This is a genomic window from Herbaspirillum sp. DW155 (assembly GCF_037076565.1).
Lineage (GTDB): Bacteria > Pseudomonadota > Gammaproteobacteria > Burkholderiales > Burkholderiaceae_D > Herbaspirillum.
On sequence record NZ_AP029028.1, the window covers coordinates 5,325,631 to 5,340,082 of the forward strand.

Below are 14,452 nucleotides of genomic sequence, written 5' to 3' on the forward strand. Positions count from 1 at the left end.
AATGAACACTCTTGCGCAGCAAGCAAACAGGACATCCATGCCAAAAATCGTCTCCGCCAACCTCAACGGAATCCGCTCGGCCGCCAAGAAGGGCTTTTTCGAATGGATGCAAAAGGAAGCGCCGGACTTCGTGTGTGTGCAGGAACTGAAGGCCCAGGCGGCCGACATGACCGAAGACTTCCTGGCCCCGGCGGGCTACGTCGGCCATTTCCACTACGCGCAAAAGAAGGGCTACTCGGGCGTGGGCGTCTACAGCCGCCGCCAGCCGGACTCGGTGCGCATCGGCTTCGGCAATACCGAATTCGATGACGAAGGCCGCTATGTCGAATGCGACTATGGCGACCTGACCGTGATCTCGCTCTATGCGCCTTCGGGTTCCTCCAGCGAGGAGCGCCAGGAAGCCAAGTTCCGCTTCATGGAAGCCTTCCTGCCGCACCTGATGGAGTTGGAAAAGAGCGGCCGTGAAGTGGTCATCTGCGGCGACTGGAACATCGCCCACAAGGAAATCGACCTGAAGAACTGGAAGAGCAACCAGAAGAATTCAGGCTTTTTGCCGGAAGAACGCGCCTGGATGACGCGCATTTTCGACCAGTTGGGCCTGGTGGATGTGTATCGCCGTCTGCATCCGGAGACCACCGGCGAAGCCTACACCTGGTGGAGCAATCGCGGCCAGGCCTGGGCCAACAACGTGGGGTGGCGTATCGATTATCACGTCTCCACGCCGGGCATCGCGGCCAGGGCGGTGAGCGCGGCGATCTACAAGGAGCAGCGCTTCTCGGATCACGCGCCGTTGACGGTGGTGTACAGCGACTGAACGTGGTGAAGAATCTTTCACCTGCCGTTCGGACTGGGTAGCGGCGCAACCGCGTATAGAAGACGCGCCGGATTCTGATCGACGGAGCGCCTTCGATACGGCCCTGACGGGCCTACTCGGTCCGAACGGGGAGAGGTGAAAATCGTTCGTAAAAAAACTAAAGCCCTCGCACCGTGAAGTGCGAGGGCTTTGTCGTTTCCGGCCGCCAGAAAATCAGGCGTCGGGAGCGGCGGCCTTCTTCGGAGTCGCCTTGCGCAGGGCCGGCTTCTTGGCCGCTGCTGCCGCCTTGGTCTTGGTGGCGGTGGTCTTGGTCGCCGCCTTCTTGGCGGCCTTCTTGGCGACTGCCTCGTCGGCACCGTCATCGGCGTCCGCGGCCGCCGCCTTGCCCTTGGCGGGGGCCTTGGCCTTGCGTTCCTCGAACTCGAAGCTGATCTTGCCATCCTTGCCACGCACCAGGAAGGCCTTGAAAGGCCGGCGCGTGCGCTGCGAGATGAAGCCCGGCAGCAGGTCGGTCTTGCCGTCGTTCAGGAGCTTGGCCATCTGCTCCGGCAGGATCTCCTGCTGCAGGATGATGCGGCTGCTGCGGAAGTCGCAGGCCTTGGGCTTGGCCACGGTCTTCTCGCACACATAGGCCAGGCCCATCTCGTAGACGCCGCTGCCGCACTTGGGGCAGGCGCCCAGCGGGGTCTGCTCGCTGAAGTCGACCGGCTCGCCGCCTTCGCCTTCGGACTGATCCTGGCCGAAGTCGAATTCCAGCTTGAAGTTCTTGATCTCTTCGTCGCGCGAAATCTTCAGGATGGCCGCAAAAGGACGGCCCATCTTGGAGCGGAAGCCCTGCAGCGGGCCGATGGTGCGGTTCTGCAACAGTTCTTCCACTTCGGCGATCTCGAACTGGCGACCACCCGGCACCTTGCTCATCGAGAATTCGCACTTGGTGCAGGCGAAGCGGCGGTAATTTTCCTTCACCACGCCACCGCAGTTGGGGCAAGGCGTCTTCAGCGTCGCGTAGTCACCGGGGATGGTGTCGTTGTCGTATTCCTTGGCGCGCTTGACGATGATCTGGGTCATCTGCGCGATCTCGCGCATGAACTCATCACGGCTGATCTTGCCGCGCTCCATCTGGGCCAGCTTGTGTTCCCACTCGCCGGTCAGCTCGGGTTCGGTCAGCTCATCCACGCCCAGGCCATGCAGCAGCGTCATCAGCTGGAAGGCCTTGGCGGTGGGCATCATTTCACGCCCTTCGCGGATCAGGTACTTTTCGTTCAGCAGACCTTCGATGATGGCCGCGCGCGTGGCGGGCGTGCCCAGGCCCTTGCCGGCCATGGCTTCGCGCAGTTCATCCGAATCCACCAGCTTGCCGGCGCCTTCCATGGCCGACAGCAGCGTGGCTTCGGTGTAGCGGGCAGGCGGCTTGGTGACCAGGCCGTTGGCGCTCACCTTGTCGGTCTTGACCTTCTCGCCCGGGGCCACGGCCACCAGGTTGCCGCCGCCTTCCTTGTCCTTGTCGTCTTCCTCGACCTGCTTGCCGTAGATGGCCAGCCAGCCGGGGTTGATCATCACTTTGCCTTCGCTCTTGAACTGGTGGCCCGACACTTCCGTGAAACGGGTCGTCACCTGGAACTCGGCCGGCGGGAAGAACACCGCCATGAAGCGGCGCGTCACCAGGTCGTAGAGCTTCTGTTCCGGCTCCGACAGGTTCTTGGGCACCTGGGTGGTCGGGATGATGGCGAAGTGGTCGCTGATCTTGGTGTTGTCGAAGATGCGCTTGTTGGGCTTGACCCAGCCTTGCTTCAAGATCTGCTTGGAGAACTGGTGGTAGTTGTTGTTCTCGGCCAGCGCCTCCAGGGTGTCCTTGACCGTGTTGATGTAGTCCTCGGGCAGGTGGCGCGAATCGGTACGCGGATAGGTCAGCACCTTGTGCTTCTCATACAGCGCCTGGGCCAGGCCCAGGGTGTTCTTGGCCGAGAAGCCGAAGCGCGAGTTGGCCTCGCGCTGCAGGCTGGTCAAATCGAACAGGCCCGGCGACATCTGCGTGGTCGGCTTGGATTCCTCGGTGACGTTGCCCGGCTTGTCGCGGCAGGCGGCCACGATGGAATCCGCTGCGGCTTTGCTCCACAGGCGCTCGGGGCGCTTCTCGGGATCGGCCTCGTCCTTCTTGTGGCCCTTGTCCAGCCAGCGGCCCTTGTAGATGCCGGCGGCGCAGACGAATTCGGCGTGCACTTCCCAGTAGTCGCGCGGGACGAACTTCTTGATCTTCTCTTCACGCTCCACCACGATGGACAGCGTAGGCGTCTGCACGCGGCCCACGGTGGTGAGATAGAAGCCGCCTTCCTTGGAATTGAAGGCGGTCATGGCGCGGGTGCCGTTGATACCGATTAGCCAGTCGGCTTCGCTGCGGCAGCGCGCGGCATTGGCCAGCGGGAGCATTTCTTCATCATCGCGCAGATGGGCAAAGCCCTCGCGGATGGCACCGGGGGTCATCGATTGCAGCCACAGGCGCTTCACCGGCTGCTTGGCCTTGGTGTATTGCGCGATGAGGCGGAAGATCAGTTCACCTTCGCGGCCCGCGTCACATGCGTTGATGAGGGTGGTCACATCCTTGCGCTTGATGAGCTTGGAGAGCACCTTCAGGCGCGATTCGGTCTTGGCGATGGGGTTCAGCGCAAAGTGCGGCGGGATCATGGGCAGATGCGTAAAACTCCACTTGCCGCGCTTGACGTCGTATTCCTCGGGGACTGCGATTTCCAGCAGGTGACCGACGGCCGAGGACAAGATGTACTCGTCGGATTCGAAATACTCATCGTGCTTGGTGAAGCCGCCGAGCGTCTTCGCGATGTCGTTCGCGACAGAGGGCTTCTCGGCAATGATGAGGGTCTTGCTCATAAGTATGGGTCTCGGTGTTGAGAGGTCAGTTGCTGGCGTGTTGCGAAAGCGGCACCCGCCTCACGTGGGGCCGGACCATCCGGAAACAACGCCATGCCATCCCAGGCGGGAAACGATGGCGGCAACGAGCTGGGCAAGTGGCCGGCGTTTCATTGCCTGTGGACAACGGAATTTTTATATAGTAGCCAATATCGGGCCAATGCGGGGGAATGATAAGCGTGATGCAAATGAAACGGCAAGCACAAGGGCTTGCCGTTTCGGTGATTCATCCGCTTTCGTGCTCATTCATGCCGTTGTTCGTTTATATGAAGCAAAGGCACGAAGATGCGGCGTCAGCGCGTTGTCAGCAAGGCTCCCTCCCAGCCCTGACGGACACTGCGGACATGCGGTTTTTAATGCAGCAGGCGCGGTTCGGTGTCGTCTTCGTCGAGGAACAGTTCCTCGAACATCAGACCATCCGGCTCCTTGCCTTGGCTCCACAGCACCATCAGCACGATGACCTTGAGCTTTTCCAGGCCGACCGGCGCTTCACCGGCGGCCAGGGCGCGCTCGATGACGATCTCGCGCTGGATCGGGTCCAGCATCTTGGCCGATTCGAGGAACTGGATGAAACCGATGGCTTCCACGCCCAGGACATCGCTTTCCTGGTGCGCATAGATACGCGTACCGAAGGAAAAAGCCGTCTGTCGGGGATAGTTGTCGGCGAACTCATGATTGGCGACTTCAAGATCGGTCAGCCATCCGAGTGCCTGGGAGATTTCATCTTCTTCGAAACCAATCGCGGACAGCTTCTTGACGAGCGCCTCGGGTTCGGGGCAGGCATCGGGGCGATAGTAGGTTTCGTACAGGTAAACGAGGACATCAAACATGTTCGTACTCTATCGCGAAGGTTATGAATGTACAAGTCAGCCAAGTCCAGTATGGCAGGATTTGCGGCGCTGCGGGGGATTAATTTCTTCACCCCAGACGACGATAACGTGCACCGGGCAACACCTCGACCGCACCCTGCAGTTCCAGCGTGAGCAATATTCCTGCCAGCGCCGCCACGTCCAGCCCGCTGCGCTGTGCGAGGCTGTCGGCGTCGAGCGGATCGTGGCCCAGGCTCTGCAGTACCAGGCGCATTGCCGGATCGTCATCTTCGCGCTGTTGCTGGGCGTGCACGCACGCCGGGGCAGTTGCCTGCCTGACAGCTTGATGCCCCGACAATGCGGGCCAGGGCGGCATCTCGTCGAGGATGTCCTGGGTGGTCTCCACCAGCTTGGCGCCCTGGCGGATCAGCTGATGGCAGCCCTTGGAGAGCGGCGCATGAATCGAGCCGGGAATGGCAAACACATCGCGGCCCTGCTCGGCCGCCATCCTCGCGGTGATCAGCGAACCCGATTGCGCAGCCGCCTCCACCACCAGTACCGCGCGCGACAGGCCCGAGATGATCCGGTTGCGGCGCGGAAAGTTGGCCGCCAGCGGCGGCGTGCCCAGCGCATATTCGCTGACGATGCAGCCCTCCTCGGCGATGCGTTGTGCCAGTGCGCGGTTGCGCCGGGGATAATCCAGATCGATGCCGGTACCGATGACCGCCACCGTCGAGCCGGCCCCGCTGAGCCCGCCCGCGTGGGCCGCCGCATCGATGCCCAGTGCCAGTCCGGAGACGATGGTGATGCCGGCGCGGCTCAACTCTTCCGAAAAGCGCGCCGCGTGCATCACGCCCTGGGTAGTGGCATTGCGGCTGCCGACCACGGCCAGGGCGTTGCCCGCGAGCAGTTCCGGATTGCCGCGCAGGTACAGCAGCAAGGGCGGATCGGCAATCTGCAGCAGGCCGGGCGGATAGGCCGCATCGGCCAGCGTGACGACACGGTGCCCCGGCTCCAGCGCCCACGCCAGCGTGGCCGCGATGCGCTCGCATTGCTGCGCCGTGGGTGCGCGCAACAAGCTGCCCGCCACCGGCGCCGGCACCACCTCGCGCAGCGCCTGGGCATCGGCCTGCCAGAGATTGCCCGGCAGGCCGAACACCGACAAGAGCCTGCGCGCCAGCACCGGACCGATGCCATCGGTCATCGCCAGGCGCAGCCAGTGCGCCAGATCGGCGCAGTCTTGATGGAAATGATCTTGCATGAGGGGAAATGAAGTTTTATGCATCTGCCGCCCGCTCAAGGCCGTGCGGCGCGGCTCTCCGGGCGGGGCTGTGGCGGGCTGTGATACACTTTTCCGAAAAACGGGAATCTCCTGGCCGCCGCGCCACGCCGCACAGGCCTGCCAGGACCGGCATTGTGCGGTGGCCGTGCTTGAAGCGTCGCGCTTCGGCCGCATTTACATGACAAATCCCGAAATGAATTTCCCGCACGCTCGCAAAATGACGAGATCCGGCCCGAACCAGGTCCACCGAGACCGAACCCCAAGCTTACCGAGAACACACGTATGGCCCTGCTGAACATCCTCCGTTATCCCGATCCGCGCCTGCACAAGATCGCCGCCCCCGTGACCGTCTTCGACGAGCGCATCAAGAAGCTGGTGGCCGACATGGCCGAGACTATGTACGCCGCCCCCGGCGTGGGCCTGGCCGCCACCCAGGTGGACGTGCATGAACAGGTGGTGGTGATCGACGTTTCCGAGGACAGCAAGAACCTGCAGGTCTTCATCAACCCCGAGATCACCTGGGCCAGCGAAGAAAAGCGCGTCTACGACGAAGGCTGCCTGTCGGTGCCCGGCATCTACGACGGCGTGGAACGCCCGGCCCGCGTGAAGGTGCGCGCCTTCGATGCCGACGGCAAGGCCTTCGAGGTCGAAGCCGATGAGCTGCTGGCCGTGTGCATCCAGCATGAGATGGATCACCTGAAGGGCAAGGTCTTCGTCGAATACCTCTCGCCGTTGAAGCGTAACCGCATCAAGACCAAGCTGCAGAAGGAAGAACGCGAGATGAAGAAGAAGGCGGGCTGAAGCGCCTTCCAGAACGTGAGATAAAAAATAACGCCGGCCGGGTCATCCCCGCCGGCGTTTTTCATTGATGCGTCATCTGCATCAATGCGATGAATTGATGCAGGAAGGCTTACATCGCCACAAAGCGATACACCCCGTCCTCTCCCAGCAAGCGCTTCACCGCGCCGTCATACCAGAGCTTGTGCAGGTGCGCCACCGCCTCCCCCAGCGCGAAGGACAACTGGTGCGTATCCAGCGGCCGCTTGAACATCACCGGCAGGATATCCACGCCCGTCTGCGGCGTGGCGCAGGCCTCCAGCACTTCGGCCAGACGCTCGCGGTGATGATCGTTCAGCTGCCGGATGCGCGTATGCAAGCCACGGAAGGGCTTGCCATGCGAAGGCAGCACCAGCACATCGTCCGGCAGGTGCGCATATTTCGCCAGCGAATCCAGATACTGCTGCACCGGATTGCTCTCCGGCTCGATGGCAAACACCGACACATTGGTGGAGATGCGCGGCAACACCATATCCCCCGAAATGAGCACGTTCAGCGCCGCGCAATACAGCGAGACGTGCTCCGGCGAATGCCCGAACCCGGTGATGATCTCCCAGTCCCGCCCGCCGATGCGCACCGCGTGACCGTCCTGCATGCGGTGATACGCGCGCGGCACCGCCGGCACCAGGTCCTGGTAATACGTATTGCGCCCCTGCAGCGTGGCGATCGTCCCGGGATCGGCCAGCCCGTGGCGCTGGAAATGGGGCGTAGCCGCCGTGCCCTCGGCCCCCGGCAAGGCCGCCGACATCACGCGCGCAAAGGCGTAATCACCGGTACTCATCCACAGCGGCGCCTGCCAGCGCTGGCACAGCCAGTCGGCAAGACCGACGTGATCCGGATGGCAATGCGTGACCAGCACGCGCACGATGGGCAGGCCATCGAGTTCTTCGGTGAAGATGCGCTCCCAGGCCGTGCGCGTATCGTCGGTGGCGATGCCGCAATCGACCACGGTCCAGCCGCGCTGGCGGCCTTGCGATGTTTCCACCTCGTCTTCCAGCAGCCAGAGATTGATGTGATTCAGGGCAAAGGGCAGCCCCATGCGCAGCCAGCGCACGCCCGGTGCCACTTGCATGGTGTGGCCGGTGTCGGGCAGGGTGTCGCCGAAGGCGTAGTCGAGCTGGGATTCAAGTGCATTCATCAGTAAGCCTGGCGATCATCGGGAGGGGAGTCGTAAGGTGCCGTGCCAGCCCTGCATTTTTTGCTGGACGACAGGGCACAATATACTTTACGTTAACGTAAAGTGCCAGACCAACCCAATCCATCCGTCCCATGCCCACCTACACCATCACCGAACTGGCGGAAGAATTCGCGATCACGCCGCGCGCGATCCGGTTCTACGAAGACCACGGCATCCTCAATCCCAAGCGCGAAGGCGTGGGCGGACGACAGCGCGTCTATCCGGCGCGCGAACGCACGCGCCTGAAGCTCACGCTGCGCGGCAAGCGCCTGGGTTTCACGCTGGCCGAGATCAAGGACCTGATCGACATGTACGAGTCGCCCAAGGATACGCAGCCGCAACTGCAGCGCTTCCTGGGCCTGTTGCAACAGCATCGCGAAAAACTGGAACAGCAGCGCGAAGACCTGGAACTGACCCTCTCCGAAATCGCCGCCCACGAAGAGCAATGCCGGCAACTGCTGGCCGATGCCAAACCGAAGAACAAACGCAAGGCCGTGGCGGCCTGACGCAAACGGCATCTGCCGCCGCGCATACCCGCTCCATTGACGTTAACGTCAAGCAACAGCAATCGCTCCACCCCATAACAAGAATTCCGCAATTACTCAACGAGGAGACACCCATGACCCACCTGCCCGGCCTCACTTTCGACCACGGCGACGACATCGCCGCCCTGCGCGAAGCGGTCGCCGCCTTCGCCCAAACGGAGATCGCCCCGCGCGCAGCCGAGATCGACCGCAGCGACCAGTTCCCCATGGACCTGTGGAAAAAACTGGGCGACCTGGGCGTGCTGGGCATCACCGTGGGCGAGGAATACGGCGGCGCCGGACTGGGCTATCTGGCCCACATCATCGCGATGGAAGAAATCTCGCGCGCCTCGGCCTCGGTGGGCCTGTCCTACGGTGCGCATTCCAACCTGTGCGTGAACCAGATCAAGCGCAACGGCAACGAAGAGCAGAAGCGCAAATACCTGCCCAGGCTGATCGCGGGCGACTTCATCGGCGCGCTGGCCATGTCCGAACCCAATGCCGGGTCGGATGTGGTGAGCATGAAACTGCGCGCCGACAAGAAGGGCGACCGCTATGTGCTCAACGGCAGCAAGATGTGGATCACCAACGGCCCCGACGCCGACGTGCTGGTGGTCTATGCCAAGACCGATCTGGAAGCCGGTGCGCGCGGCATGACGGCATTCCTGGTAGAGAAAGGATATAAAGGATTTTCCGTCGCGCAGAAACTGGACAAGCTCGGCATGCGCGGCTCCCACACCGGCGAGCTGGTGTTCCAGGATTGTGAGGTGCCGGAAGAAAACGTATTGGGCGGCATCGGCCGTGGCGTCAACGTGCTGATGTCGGGTCTGGACTTCGAGCGCAGCGTGCTCTCCGGCGGTCCGCTGGGCATCATGCAGGCCTGCATGGATGTGGTCGTGCCCTACGTGCATGACCGCAAGCAGTTCGGCCAGGCCATCGGCGAATTCCAGCTCATGCAGGGCAAGCTGGCCGACATGTATTCCACCATGATGGCCTGCAAGGCCTACGTCTATGCGGTCGGCCAGGCCTGTGACCGGGCCGACAGCGCCGACAAGGTGCGCGCCCTGCGCAAGGATGCCGCCGGTGCCATTCTCTACTCGGCCGAGAAGGCCACCTGGATGGCCGGCGAAGCGATCCAGTCGCTGGGCGGCAATGGCTACATCAACGAATATCCCGTGGGCCGACTGTGGCGCGACGCCAAGCTCTACGAGATCGGCGCCGGCACCAGCGAAATCCGCCGCATGCTGATCGGCCGCGAACTGTTTGCCGATACCCTCTGAACACACGTCCCTTTTTCAATCACACAGGACATCATGAGCAACCCCATCGATTTCTACTTCGACTTCAGCTCGCCCTATGGTTATTTCGCCGCCGTCGAAATCGACAAGCTGGCCGCGAAATACGGCCGCAGCGTCAACTGGCACCCTATCCTGCTGGGCCCGATCTTCAAGGCACTGGGCACCAATTCGCTGGTCAACATCCCGGTCAAGGGCGAGTATTCGCGTCACGATATGGAGCGCACCGCGCGCTTTCATAACATCTTCTACAAGGCACCCAGCAACTTCCCCATCGGCACGCAGGTCGCGGCACGCGCCACGCTGTGGGTGCAGCAGACCCAGCCGGCAAAGGCAGTGGACCTGATCAAGACCTTGTACAGCGCCTACTTCACCGAAGACATCGACATCAGCGTGCCCGAACACGTGTTGCGCATCGCCGCCGACAACGGCATCGACCGCGCCGCACTGGAAGCGGCGCTGGGCACGCCCGAACTGAAGGACCAGCTGCGCGCCACCACCGAGGCGGCCGGCAAGGCCGGTGTGTTCGGCTCGCCCTTCATGATCGTCGATGGCGAACCATTCTGGGGCTTCGACCGCTTCACCCAGCTGGAAGCCTTCCTCAAGAACGGAAAGATCTGATGAGCAACAAGAAAGACAAGTCCGGCCCCTGCCCCTGCGGCCAGCCCAGCTTCGAGAAATGCTGCGGCCGCTTCCTCAGCGGCGGCGAGATACCGGCCACGGCCGAACTGCTGATGCGCTCGCGCTATACCGCCTTCGCCCTGCGCGACGAAGCCTATCTGCGCGCGACCTGGTTCCCCGACACCTTGCCGGAAGAAGAACTGACCAGCGAAACCGACGTCAAGTGGATCGGCCTGGACATCAGGAAACACCAGCACGCCAGCGGCAGCGATGAAGCGACCGTCGAATTCGTGGCGCGCTTCAAGGTCGGCGGAAAAGCGCACCGCCTGCATGAGATCAGCAACTTCGTGCGCCAGCCCGATGAAAGCGGACAGGCCCGCTGGTATTACGTGGATGGGCGCTTCCCGGAGGACTGACGTTTTCTGCACCATGCCCCGCCAAGCCAGCACCGGCGCGCCTCACAGCACAACAAGAAACTGAACAGAGAGACCAGACCATGCCGCAGATTGAAAGCAAGCTCAACCCGCGCAGCGAGGAATTCCAGCACAACCGCGATGCCATGCAGCGCATCGTCGACGACCTGCGCGAGAAGGTGGCCGCCATCGCCGAAGGCGGCGGCGCGGCCGCACGCGAGAAGCACGTGGCACGCGGCAAGCTGCTGCCGCGCGAGCGCGTGCAGATGCTGCTGGACCCCGGCACGCCCTTCCTCGAATTCTCGCAGCTGGCAGCCTACGGCATGTATCGCGAAAAGGACCGCGACGGCAATCTCAAGGACGCCGCGCCCTCGGCCGGCATCATCACCGGCATCGGCCGCGTGGCCGGGCAGGAATGCGTGATCGTCTGCAACGACGCCACCGTCAAGGGCGGCACCTATTACCCGATGACGGTCAAGAAGCACCTGCGCGCACAGGAGATCGCCGAATGCAATCACCTGCCCTGCATCTACCTGGTCGACAGCGGCGGCGCCAACCTGCCCAACCAGGATGAGGTCTTCCCCGACCGCGACCACTTCGGCCGCATCTTCTACAACCAGGCCAACCTGTCGGCCAGGGGCATCCCGCAGATCGCCGTGGTGATGGGCTCCTGCACCGCAGGCGGTGCGTATGTGCCGGCCATGAGCGATGAATCCATCATCGTCAAGGAACAGGCCACCATCTTCCTGGCCGGACCGCCGCTGGTCAAAGCGGCCACCGGTGAAGTGGTGACGGCCGAAGAGCTGGGCGGCGGCGACGTCCATACGCGGCTCTCCGGCGTGGCCGATCATCTGGCGCGGGACGACACCCATGCGCTGGCCATCGCCCGCAACATCGTCAGCCACCTCAACCGCCGCAAGCCGCAGCAGCTGGCCCTGCGCGAGAGCGTGGAACCGAACTATCCGGCGCAGGAACTGTATGGCGTCATCCCCACCGATACGCGCAAGCCCTTCGATGTGCGCGAGGTCATCGCCCGCATCGTCGATGCCAGCGCGTTCGATGAATTCAAGGCGCGCTACGGCACCACGCTGGTGTGCGGTTTCGCGCACCTGCACGGCATGCCCGTGGGCATCATCGCCAACAACGGCATCCTGTTTTCGGAAGCGGCCGAGAAGGGCACGCACTTCATCGAACTGTGCTGCCAGCGCAAGATCCCGCTGATCTTCCTGCAGAACATCACCGGCTTCATGGTCGGCAAGAAGGCCGAGAACGAAGGCATTGCGCGTCATGGTGCAAAAATGGTCACGGCCGTCTCCACCGCCAGAGTGCCCAAGCTCACCGTCATCATCGGTGGCAGTTTCGGTGCGGGCAACTATGGCATGTGCGGCCGCGCCTTCTCGCCGCGCTTCCTGTGGATGTGGCCCAATGCGCGCATCTCGGTGATGGGCGGCGAACAGGCCGCGAGCGTGCTGGCCACCGTCAGGCGCGATGGCATCGAAACACGCGGCGGCAGCTGGAGTGCAGAAGAGGAGGCCGCCTTCAAGGAGCCCATCCGCGCCCAATATGAAACACAGGGCCATCCGTATTACGCCTCGGCGCGCCTGTGGGATGACGGCGTGATCGATCCTGCCGATACGCGTCAGGTGCTGGCGCTGGGATTGTCCGCCGCCCTGAACGCCCCCATCGAAGAGACCCGCTTCGGCGTCTTCCGCATCTGAAGCGCGCCACCGAGGAGAGACCATGTTCACCAAGATCCTGATCGCCAATCGCGGCGAAATCGCCTGCCGCGTGGCCGCCACCGCACGCCGCCTGGGTATGGCCACCGTGGCCGTGTATTCCGATGCCGACGCGCACGCCAAACATGTGGCCGCCTGCGACGAGAGCGTGCATATCGGCCCGGCGCCCGCCAAGGAAAGCTATCTCTGCGCCGACAAGATCATCGCCGCCGCACTCGCCACCGGCGCGCAGGCGATCCATCCCGGCTATGGCTTCCTGTCGGAGAACGCCGGATTCGCCCGGGCCTGCGCCGATGCGGGTCTGGTCTTCATCGGCCCGCCGGCCTCGGCCATCGATGCGATGGGCTCGAAATCCGCCGCCAAGGCGCTCATGGAAAAAGCTGCCGTTCCGCTGGTACCGGGCTATCACGGTGAGCGTCAGGAGAGCGATTTCCTGCGCGCAGAGGCCGACCGCATCGGCTATCCGGTCCTGCTCAAGGCCAGTGCCGGTGGCGGTGGCAAGGGCATGCGCGTGGTCGGGCGCAGTGAAGATTTTGAAGCGGCACTGGCCTCCTGCAAGCGCGAGGCCATCTCCAGTTTCGGCGATGACCGTGTGCTGGTGGAGAAATACCTCACCCGTCCGCGCCATATCGAAATCCAGGTCTTCGCCGATGGCCACGGCCATTGCGTCTATCTCTTTGAACGTGACTGCTCGGTACAGCGCCGCCATCAGAAGGTGCTGGAAGAAGCCCCCGCGCCCGGCATGGGCGAGGACCGCCGCGCCGCCATGGGCCAGGCCGCCGTCGCCGCCGCGCGCGCGGTCGGCTATGTGGGCGCGGGCACGGTGGAGTTCATCGCCAATCAGGATGGCAGCTTCTATTTCATGGAGATGAACACGCGCCTGCAGGTCGAGCACCCCGTCACGGAAATGATTACCGGACTCGATCTGGTGGAGTGGCAATTGCGCGTGGCAGCGGGCGAAGCGCTGCCGCTGCGGCAAGAGCAGTTGCGCATCCACGGCCATGCCATCGAGGCACGCATCTATGCAGAGAATCCCGAGAAAGGCTTCCTCCCCTCCATCGGCACGCTCACCCGCATGCGCAGCGCCCCTGCGGTGGAATTCACGCTGGCCGCATCCGGTGCCACTCAACCGGCCGCCGTGCGCATCGACGCGGGCGTGCGCGAGGGCGATGCCATCTCGCCCTTCTATGATCCGATGATCGCCAAGCTCATCGTCTGGGGCGCCGACCGCGACGCGGCACTGCGCAACATGGCGCGGGCGCTGGCGCAGTATCAGGTGGTGGGGCTGGCGACCAACATCGGCTTCCTGCAGCGGCTGATCGCAGGCGAAGCCTTTGCCACGGCCGATCTCGATACCGGCCTGATCGAACGTCACCGCGAGGCGCTCTTCCCTGCGCCCCTCAGGCCCGCGCCGGATACGCTGGCGCTTGCCGTCGCCGCCCTGCTGCAACAGGAGCAGCGCAGCCAGTCCAACGGCGATCCCTGGGCGCGGACTCATGGCTGGCGCCTCAATATGCCGCTGCGGCGCATGCTGTCTTTCGAGGATGACTCGGGCCACAGCAGCGTGCTGGTCGAATACGGCGGAGATGGCCGGCACTGGCAATTGCAGATCGAGGGCCGCACGCACACGCTCGCATTGCACGAGGGCAGCGCAGAGCGCCTGCTCATCAATCTGGATGGCCGCACCCTGCGCGCCGACATCGCGCGTGACGGCCAATGGCTGCACCTCTTCGATGGCCGCAGCCAGCACACCCTGCGCTATCTCGACCCGATGGCCCACGCCGGTCATGCCGAGGCCGAGGGCGGACGTCTGACCGCGCCCATGCCCGGCAAGATCGTGGCACTGCTGGTGGACCAGGGCGCCACCGTCACGCAAGGCACGCCGCTGCTCATCATGGAAGCCATGAAGATGGAACACACCATCGCCGCCCCTGCGGCCGGCACCGTCGAAGCGCTGCGCTATGCCGTCGGCGACCAGGTGGCCGAAGGCGCGCAGCTGCTGGACTTCAAGGCCGCATGACC

General features: G+C 63.5%; 12 protein-coding genes. 8 read left to right on the forward strand and 4 right to left on the reverse strand.

Features of this window, described 5'->3' with window-relative positions; genetic code table 11:
• Positions 1–37: 37 nt before the first annotated feature.
• Entirely contained in the window at positions 38–814 is a 777-nt protein-coding gene (locus AACH55_RS24265) for an exodeoxyribonuclease III (RefSeq protein WP_338717240.1), read from the forward strand.
• A 213-nt stretch (positions 815–1,027) separates the two neighbouring features.
• Here AACH55_RS24265 and AACH55_RS24270 read toward each other — a convergent pair whose 3' ends face one another.
• The 3 genes from AACH55_RS24270 to dprA all read right to left on the reverse strand — a co-directional run bounded on the left by AACH55_RS24270 (position 1,028) and on the right by dprA (position 5,806).
• Positions 1,028–3,697 carry a DNA topoisomerase III gene (locus AACH55_RS24270; protein WP_338717241.1) on the reverse strand — a complete coding sequence of 890 codons (2,670 nt, stop codon included), beginning with the start codon at positions 3,695–3,697 and terminating at the stop codon, positions 1,028–1,030.
• A gap of 392 nt (positions 3,698–4,089) precedes the next feature.
• Positions 4,090–4,566 carry a DUF494 domain-containing protein gene (locus AACH55_RS24275; RefSeq protein WP_338717242.1) on the reverse strand — a complete coding sequence of 159 codons (477 nt, stop codon included), beginning with the start codon at positions 4,564–4,566 and terminating at the stop codon, positions 4,090–4,092.
• Between the two features lie 88 nt (positions 4,567–4,654).
• Positions 4,655–5,806: a DNA-processing protein DprA gene (gene dprA, locus AACH55_RS24280; RefSeq protein ID WP_338717244.1), complete on the reverse strand. Its 1,152-nt coding sequence runs from the start codon at positions 5,804–5,806 to the stop codon at positions 4,655–4,657.
• Positions 5,807–6,109: 303 nt separating this feature from the next.
• Between dprA and def the strand changes: the two genes are divergently transcribed.
• Entirely contained in the window at positions 6,110–6,628 is a 519-nt protein-coding gene (gene def, locus AACH55_RS24285) for a peptide deformylase (protein WP_338717245.1), read from the forward strand.
• A 109-nt stretch (positions 6,629–6,737) separates the two neighbouring features.
• On the opposite strand, the gene AACH55_RS24290 is transcribed toward def, so the two are convergent.
• On the reverse strand, positions 6,738–7,802 hold the full coding sequence (locus AACH55_RS24290; protein ID WP_338717246.1) for an MBL fold metallo-hydrolase: 1,065 nt from the start codon (positions 7,800–7,802) through the stop codon (positions 6,738–6,740).
• A gap of 131 nt (positions 7,803–7,933) precedes the next feature.
• Between AACH55_RS24290 and AACH55_RS24295 the strand changes: the two genes are divergently transcribed.
• The 6 genes from AACH55_RS24295 to AACH55_RS24320 all read left to right on the forward strand — a co-directional run bounded on the left by AACH55_RS24295 (position 7,934) and on the right by AACH55_RS24320 (position 14,450).
• A complete protein-coding gene (locus tag AACH55_RS24295; RefSeq protein WP_338717247.1) occupies positions 7,934–8,347 on the forward strand; it encodes a MerR family DNA-binding transcriptional regulator in 414 nt (137 codons plus the stop codon).
• 113 nt (positions 8,348–8,460) lie between these two features.
• Positions 8,461–9,645: an isovaleryl-CoA dehydrogenase gene (locus tag AACH55_RS24300; RefSeq protein ID WP_338717248.1), complete on the forward strand. Its 1,185-nt coding sequence runs from the start codon at positions 8,461–8,463 to the stop codon at positions 9,643–9,645.
• A 33-nt stretch (positions 9,646–9,678) separates the two neighbouring features.
• Entirely contained in the window at positions 9,679–10,281 is a 603-nt protein-coding gene (locus AACH55_RS24305; protein ID WP_338717249.1) for a 2-hydroxychromene-2-carboxylate isomerase, read from the forward strand.
• Complete coding sequence (locus AACH55_RS24310) at positions 10,281–10,697, forward strand: YchJ family metal-binding protein (RefSeq protein WP_338717251.1); 417 nt, start codon at positions 10,281–10,283, stop codon at positions 10,695–10,697. The genes AACH55_RS24305 and AACH55_RS24310 overlap by 1 nt, the downstream gene beginning before the upstream one ends.
• Positions 10,698–10,777: 80 nt before the next feature.
• Complete coding sequence (locus AACH55_RS24315) at positions 10,778–12,412, forward strand: carboxyl transferase domain-containing protein (RefSeq protein ID WP_338717252.1); 1,635 nt, start codon at positions 10,778–10,780, stop codon at positions 12,410–12,412.
• Between the two features lie 22 nt (positions 12,413–12,434).
• On the forward strand, positions 12,435–14,450 hold the full coding sequence (locus AACH55_RS24320) for an acetyl/propionyl/methylcrotonyl-CoA carboxylase subunit alpha (protein WP_338717253.1): 2,016 nt from the start codon (positions 12,435–12,437) through the stop codon (positions 14,448–14,450).
• Positions 14,451–14,452 lie beyond the last annotated feature (2 nt).

Excerpts from the sequence above, each read along its gene's own strand:
- AACH55_RS24265 (WP_338717240.1), top strand. The coding sequence starts at position 38 with ATGCCAAAAATCGTCTCCGCCAACCTCAACGGAATCCGCTCGGCCGCC.
- AACH55_RS24270 (WP_338717241.1), bottom strand. The coding sequence starts at position 3,697 with ATGAGCAAGACCCTCATCATTGCCGAGAAGCCCTCTGTCGCGAACGAC.
- AACH55_RS24275 (WP_338717242.1), bottom strand. The coding sequence starts at position 4,566 with ATGTTTGATGTCCTCGTTTACCTGTACGAAACCTACTATCGCCCCGAT.
- dprA (WP_338717244.1), bottom strand. The coding sequence starts at position 5,806 with ATGCAAGATCATTTCCATCAAGACTGCGCCGATCTGGCGCACTGGCTG.
- def (WP_338717245.1), top strand. The coding sequence starts at position 6,110 with ATGGCCCTGCTGAACATCCTCCGTTATCCCGATCCGCGCCTGCACAAG.
- AACH55_RS24290 (WP_338717246.1), bottom strand. The coding sequence starts at position 7,802 with ATGAATGCACTTGAATCCCAGCTCGACTACGCCTTCGGCGACACCCTG.
- AACH55_RS24295 (WP_338717247.1), top strand. The coding sequence starts at position 7,934 with ATGCCCACCTACACCATCACCGAACTGGCGGAAGAATTCGCGATCACG.
- AACH55_RS24300 (WP_338717248.1), top strand. The coding sequence starts at position 8,461 with ATGACCCACCTGCCCGGCCTCACTTTCGACCACGGCGACGACATCGCC.
- AACH55_RS24305 (WP_338717249.1), top strand. The coding sequence starts at position 9,679 with ATGAGCAACCCCATCGATTTCTACTTCGACTTCAGCTCGCCCTATGGT.
- AACH55_RS24310 (WP_338717251.1), top strand. The coding sequence starts at position 10,281 with ATGAGCAACAAGAAAGACAAGTCCGGCCCCTGCCCCTGCGGCCAGCCC.
- AACH55_RS24315 (WP_338717252.1), top strand. The coding sequence starts at position 10,778 with ATGCCGCAGATTGAAAGCAAGCTCAACCCGCGCAGCGAGGAATTCCAG.
- AACH55_RS24320 (WP_338717253.1), top strand. The coding sequence starts at position 12,435 with ATGTTCACCAAGATCCTGATCGCCAATCGCGGCGAAATCGCCTGCCGC.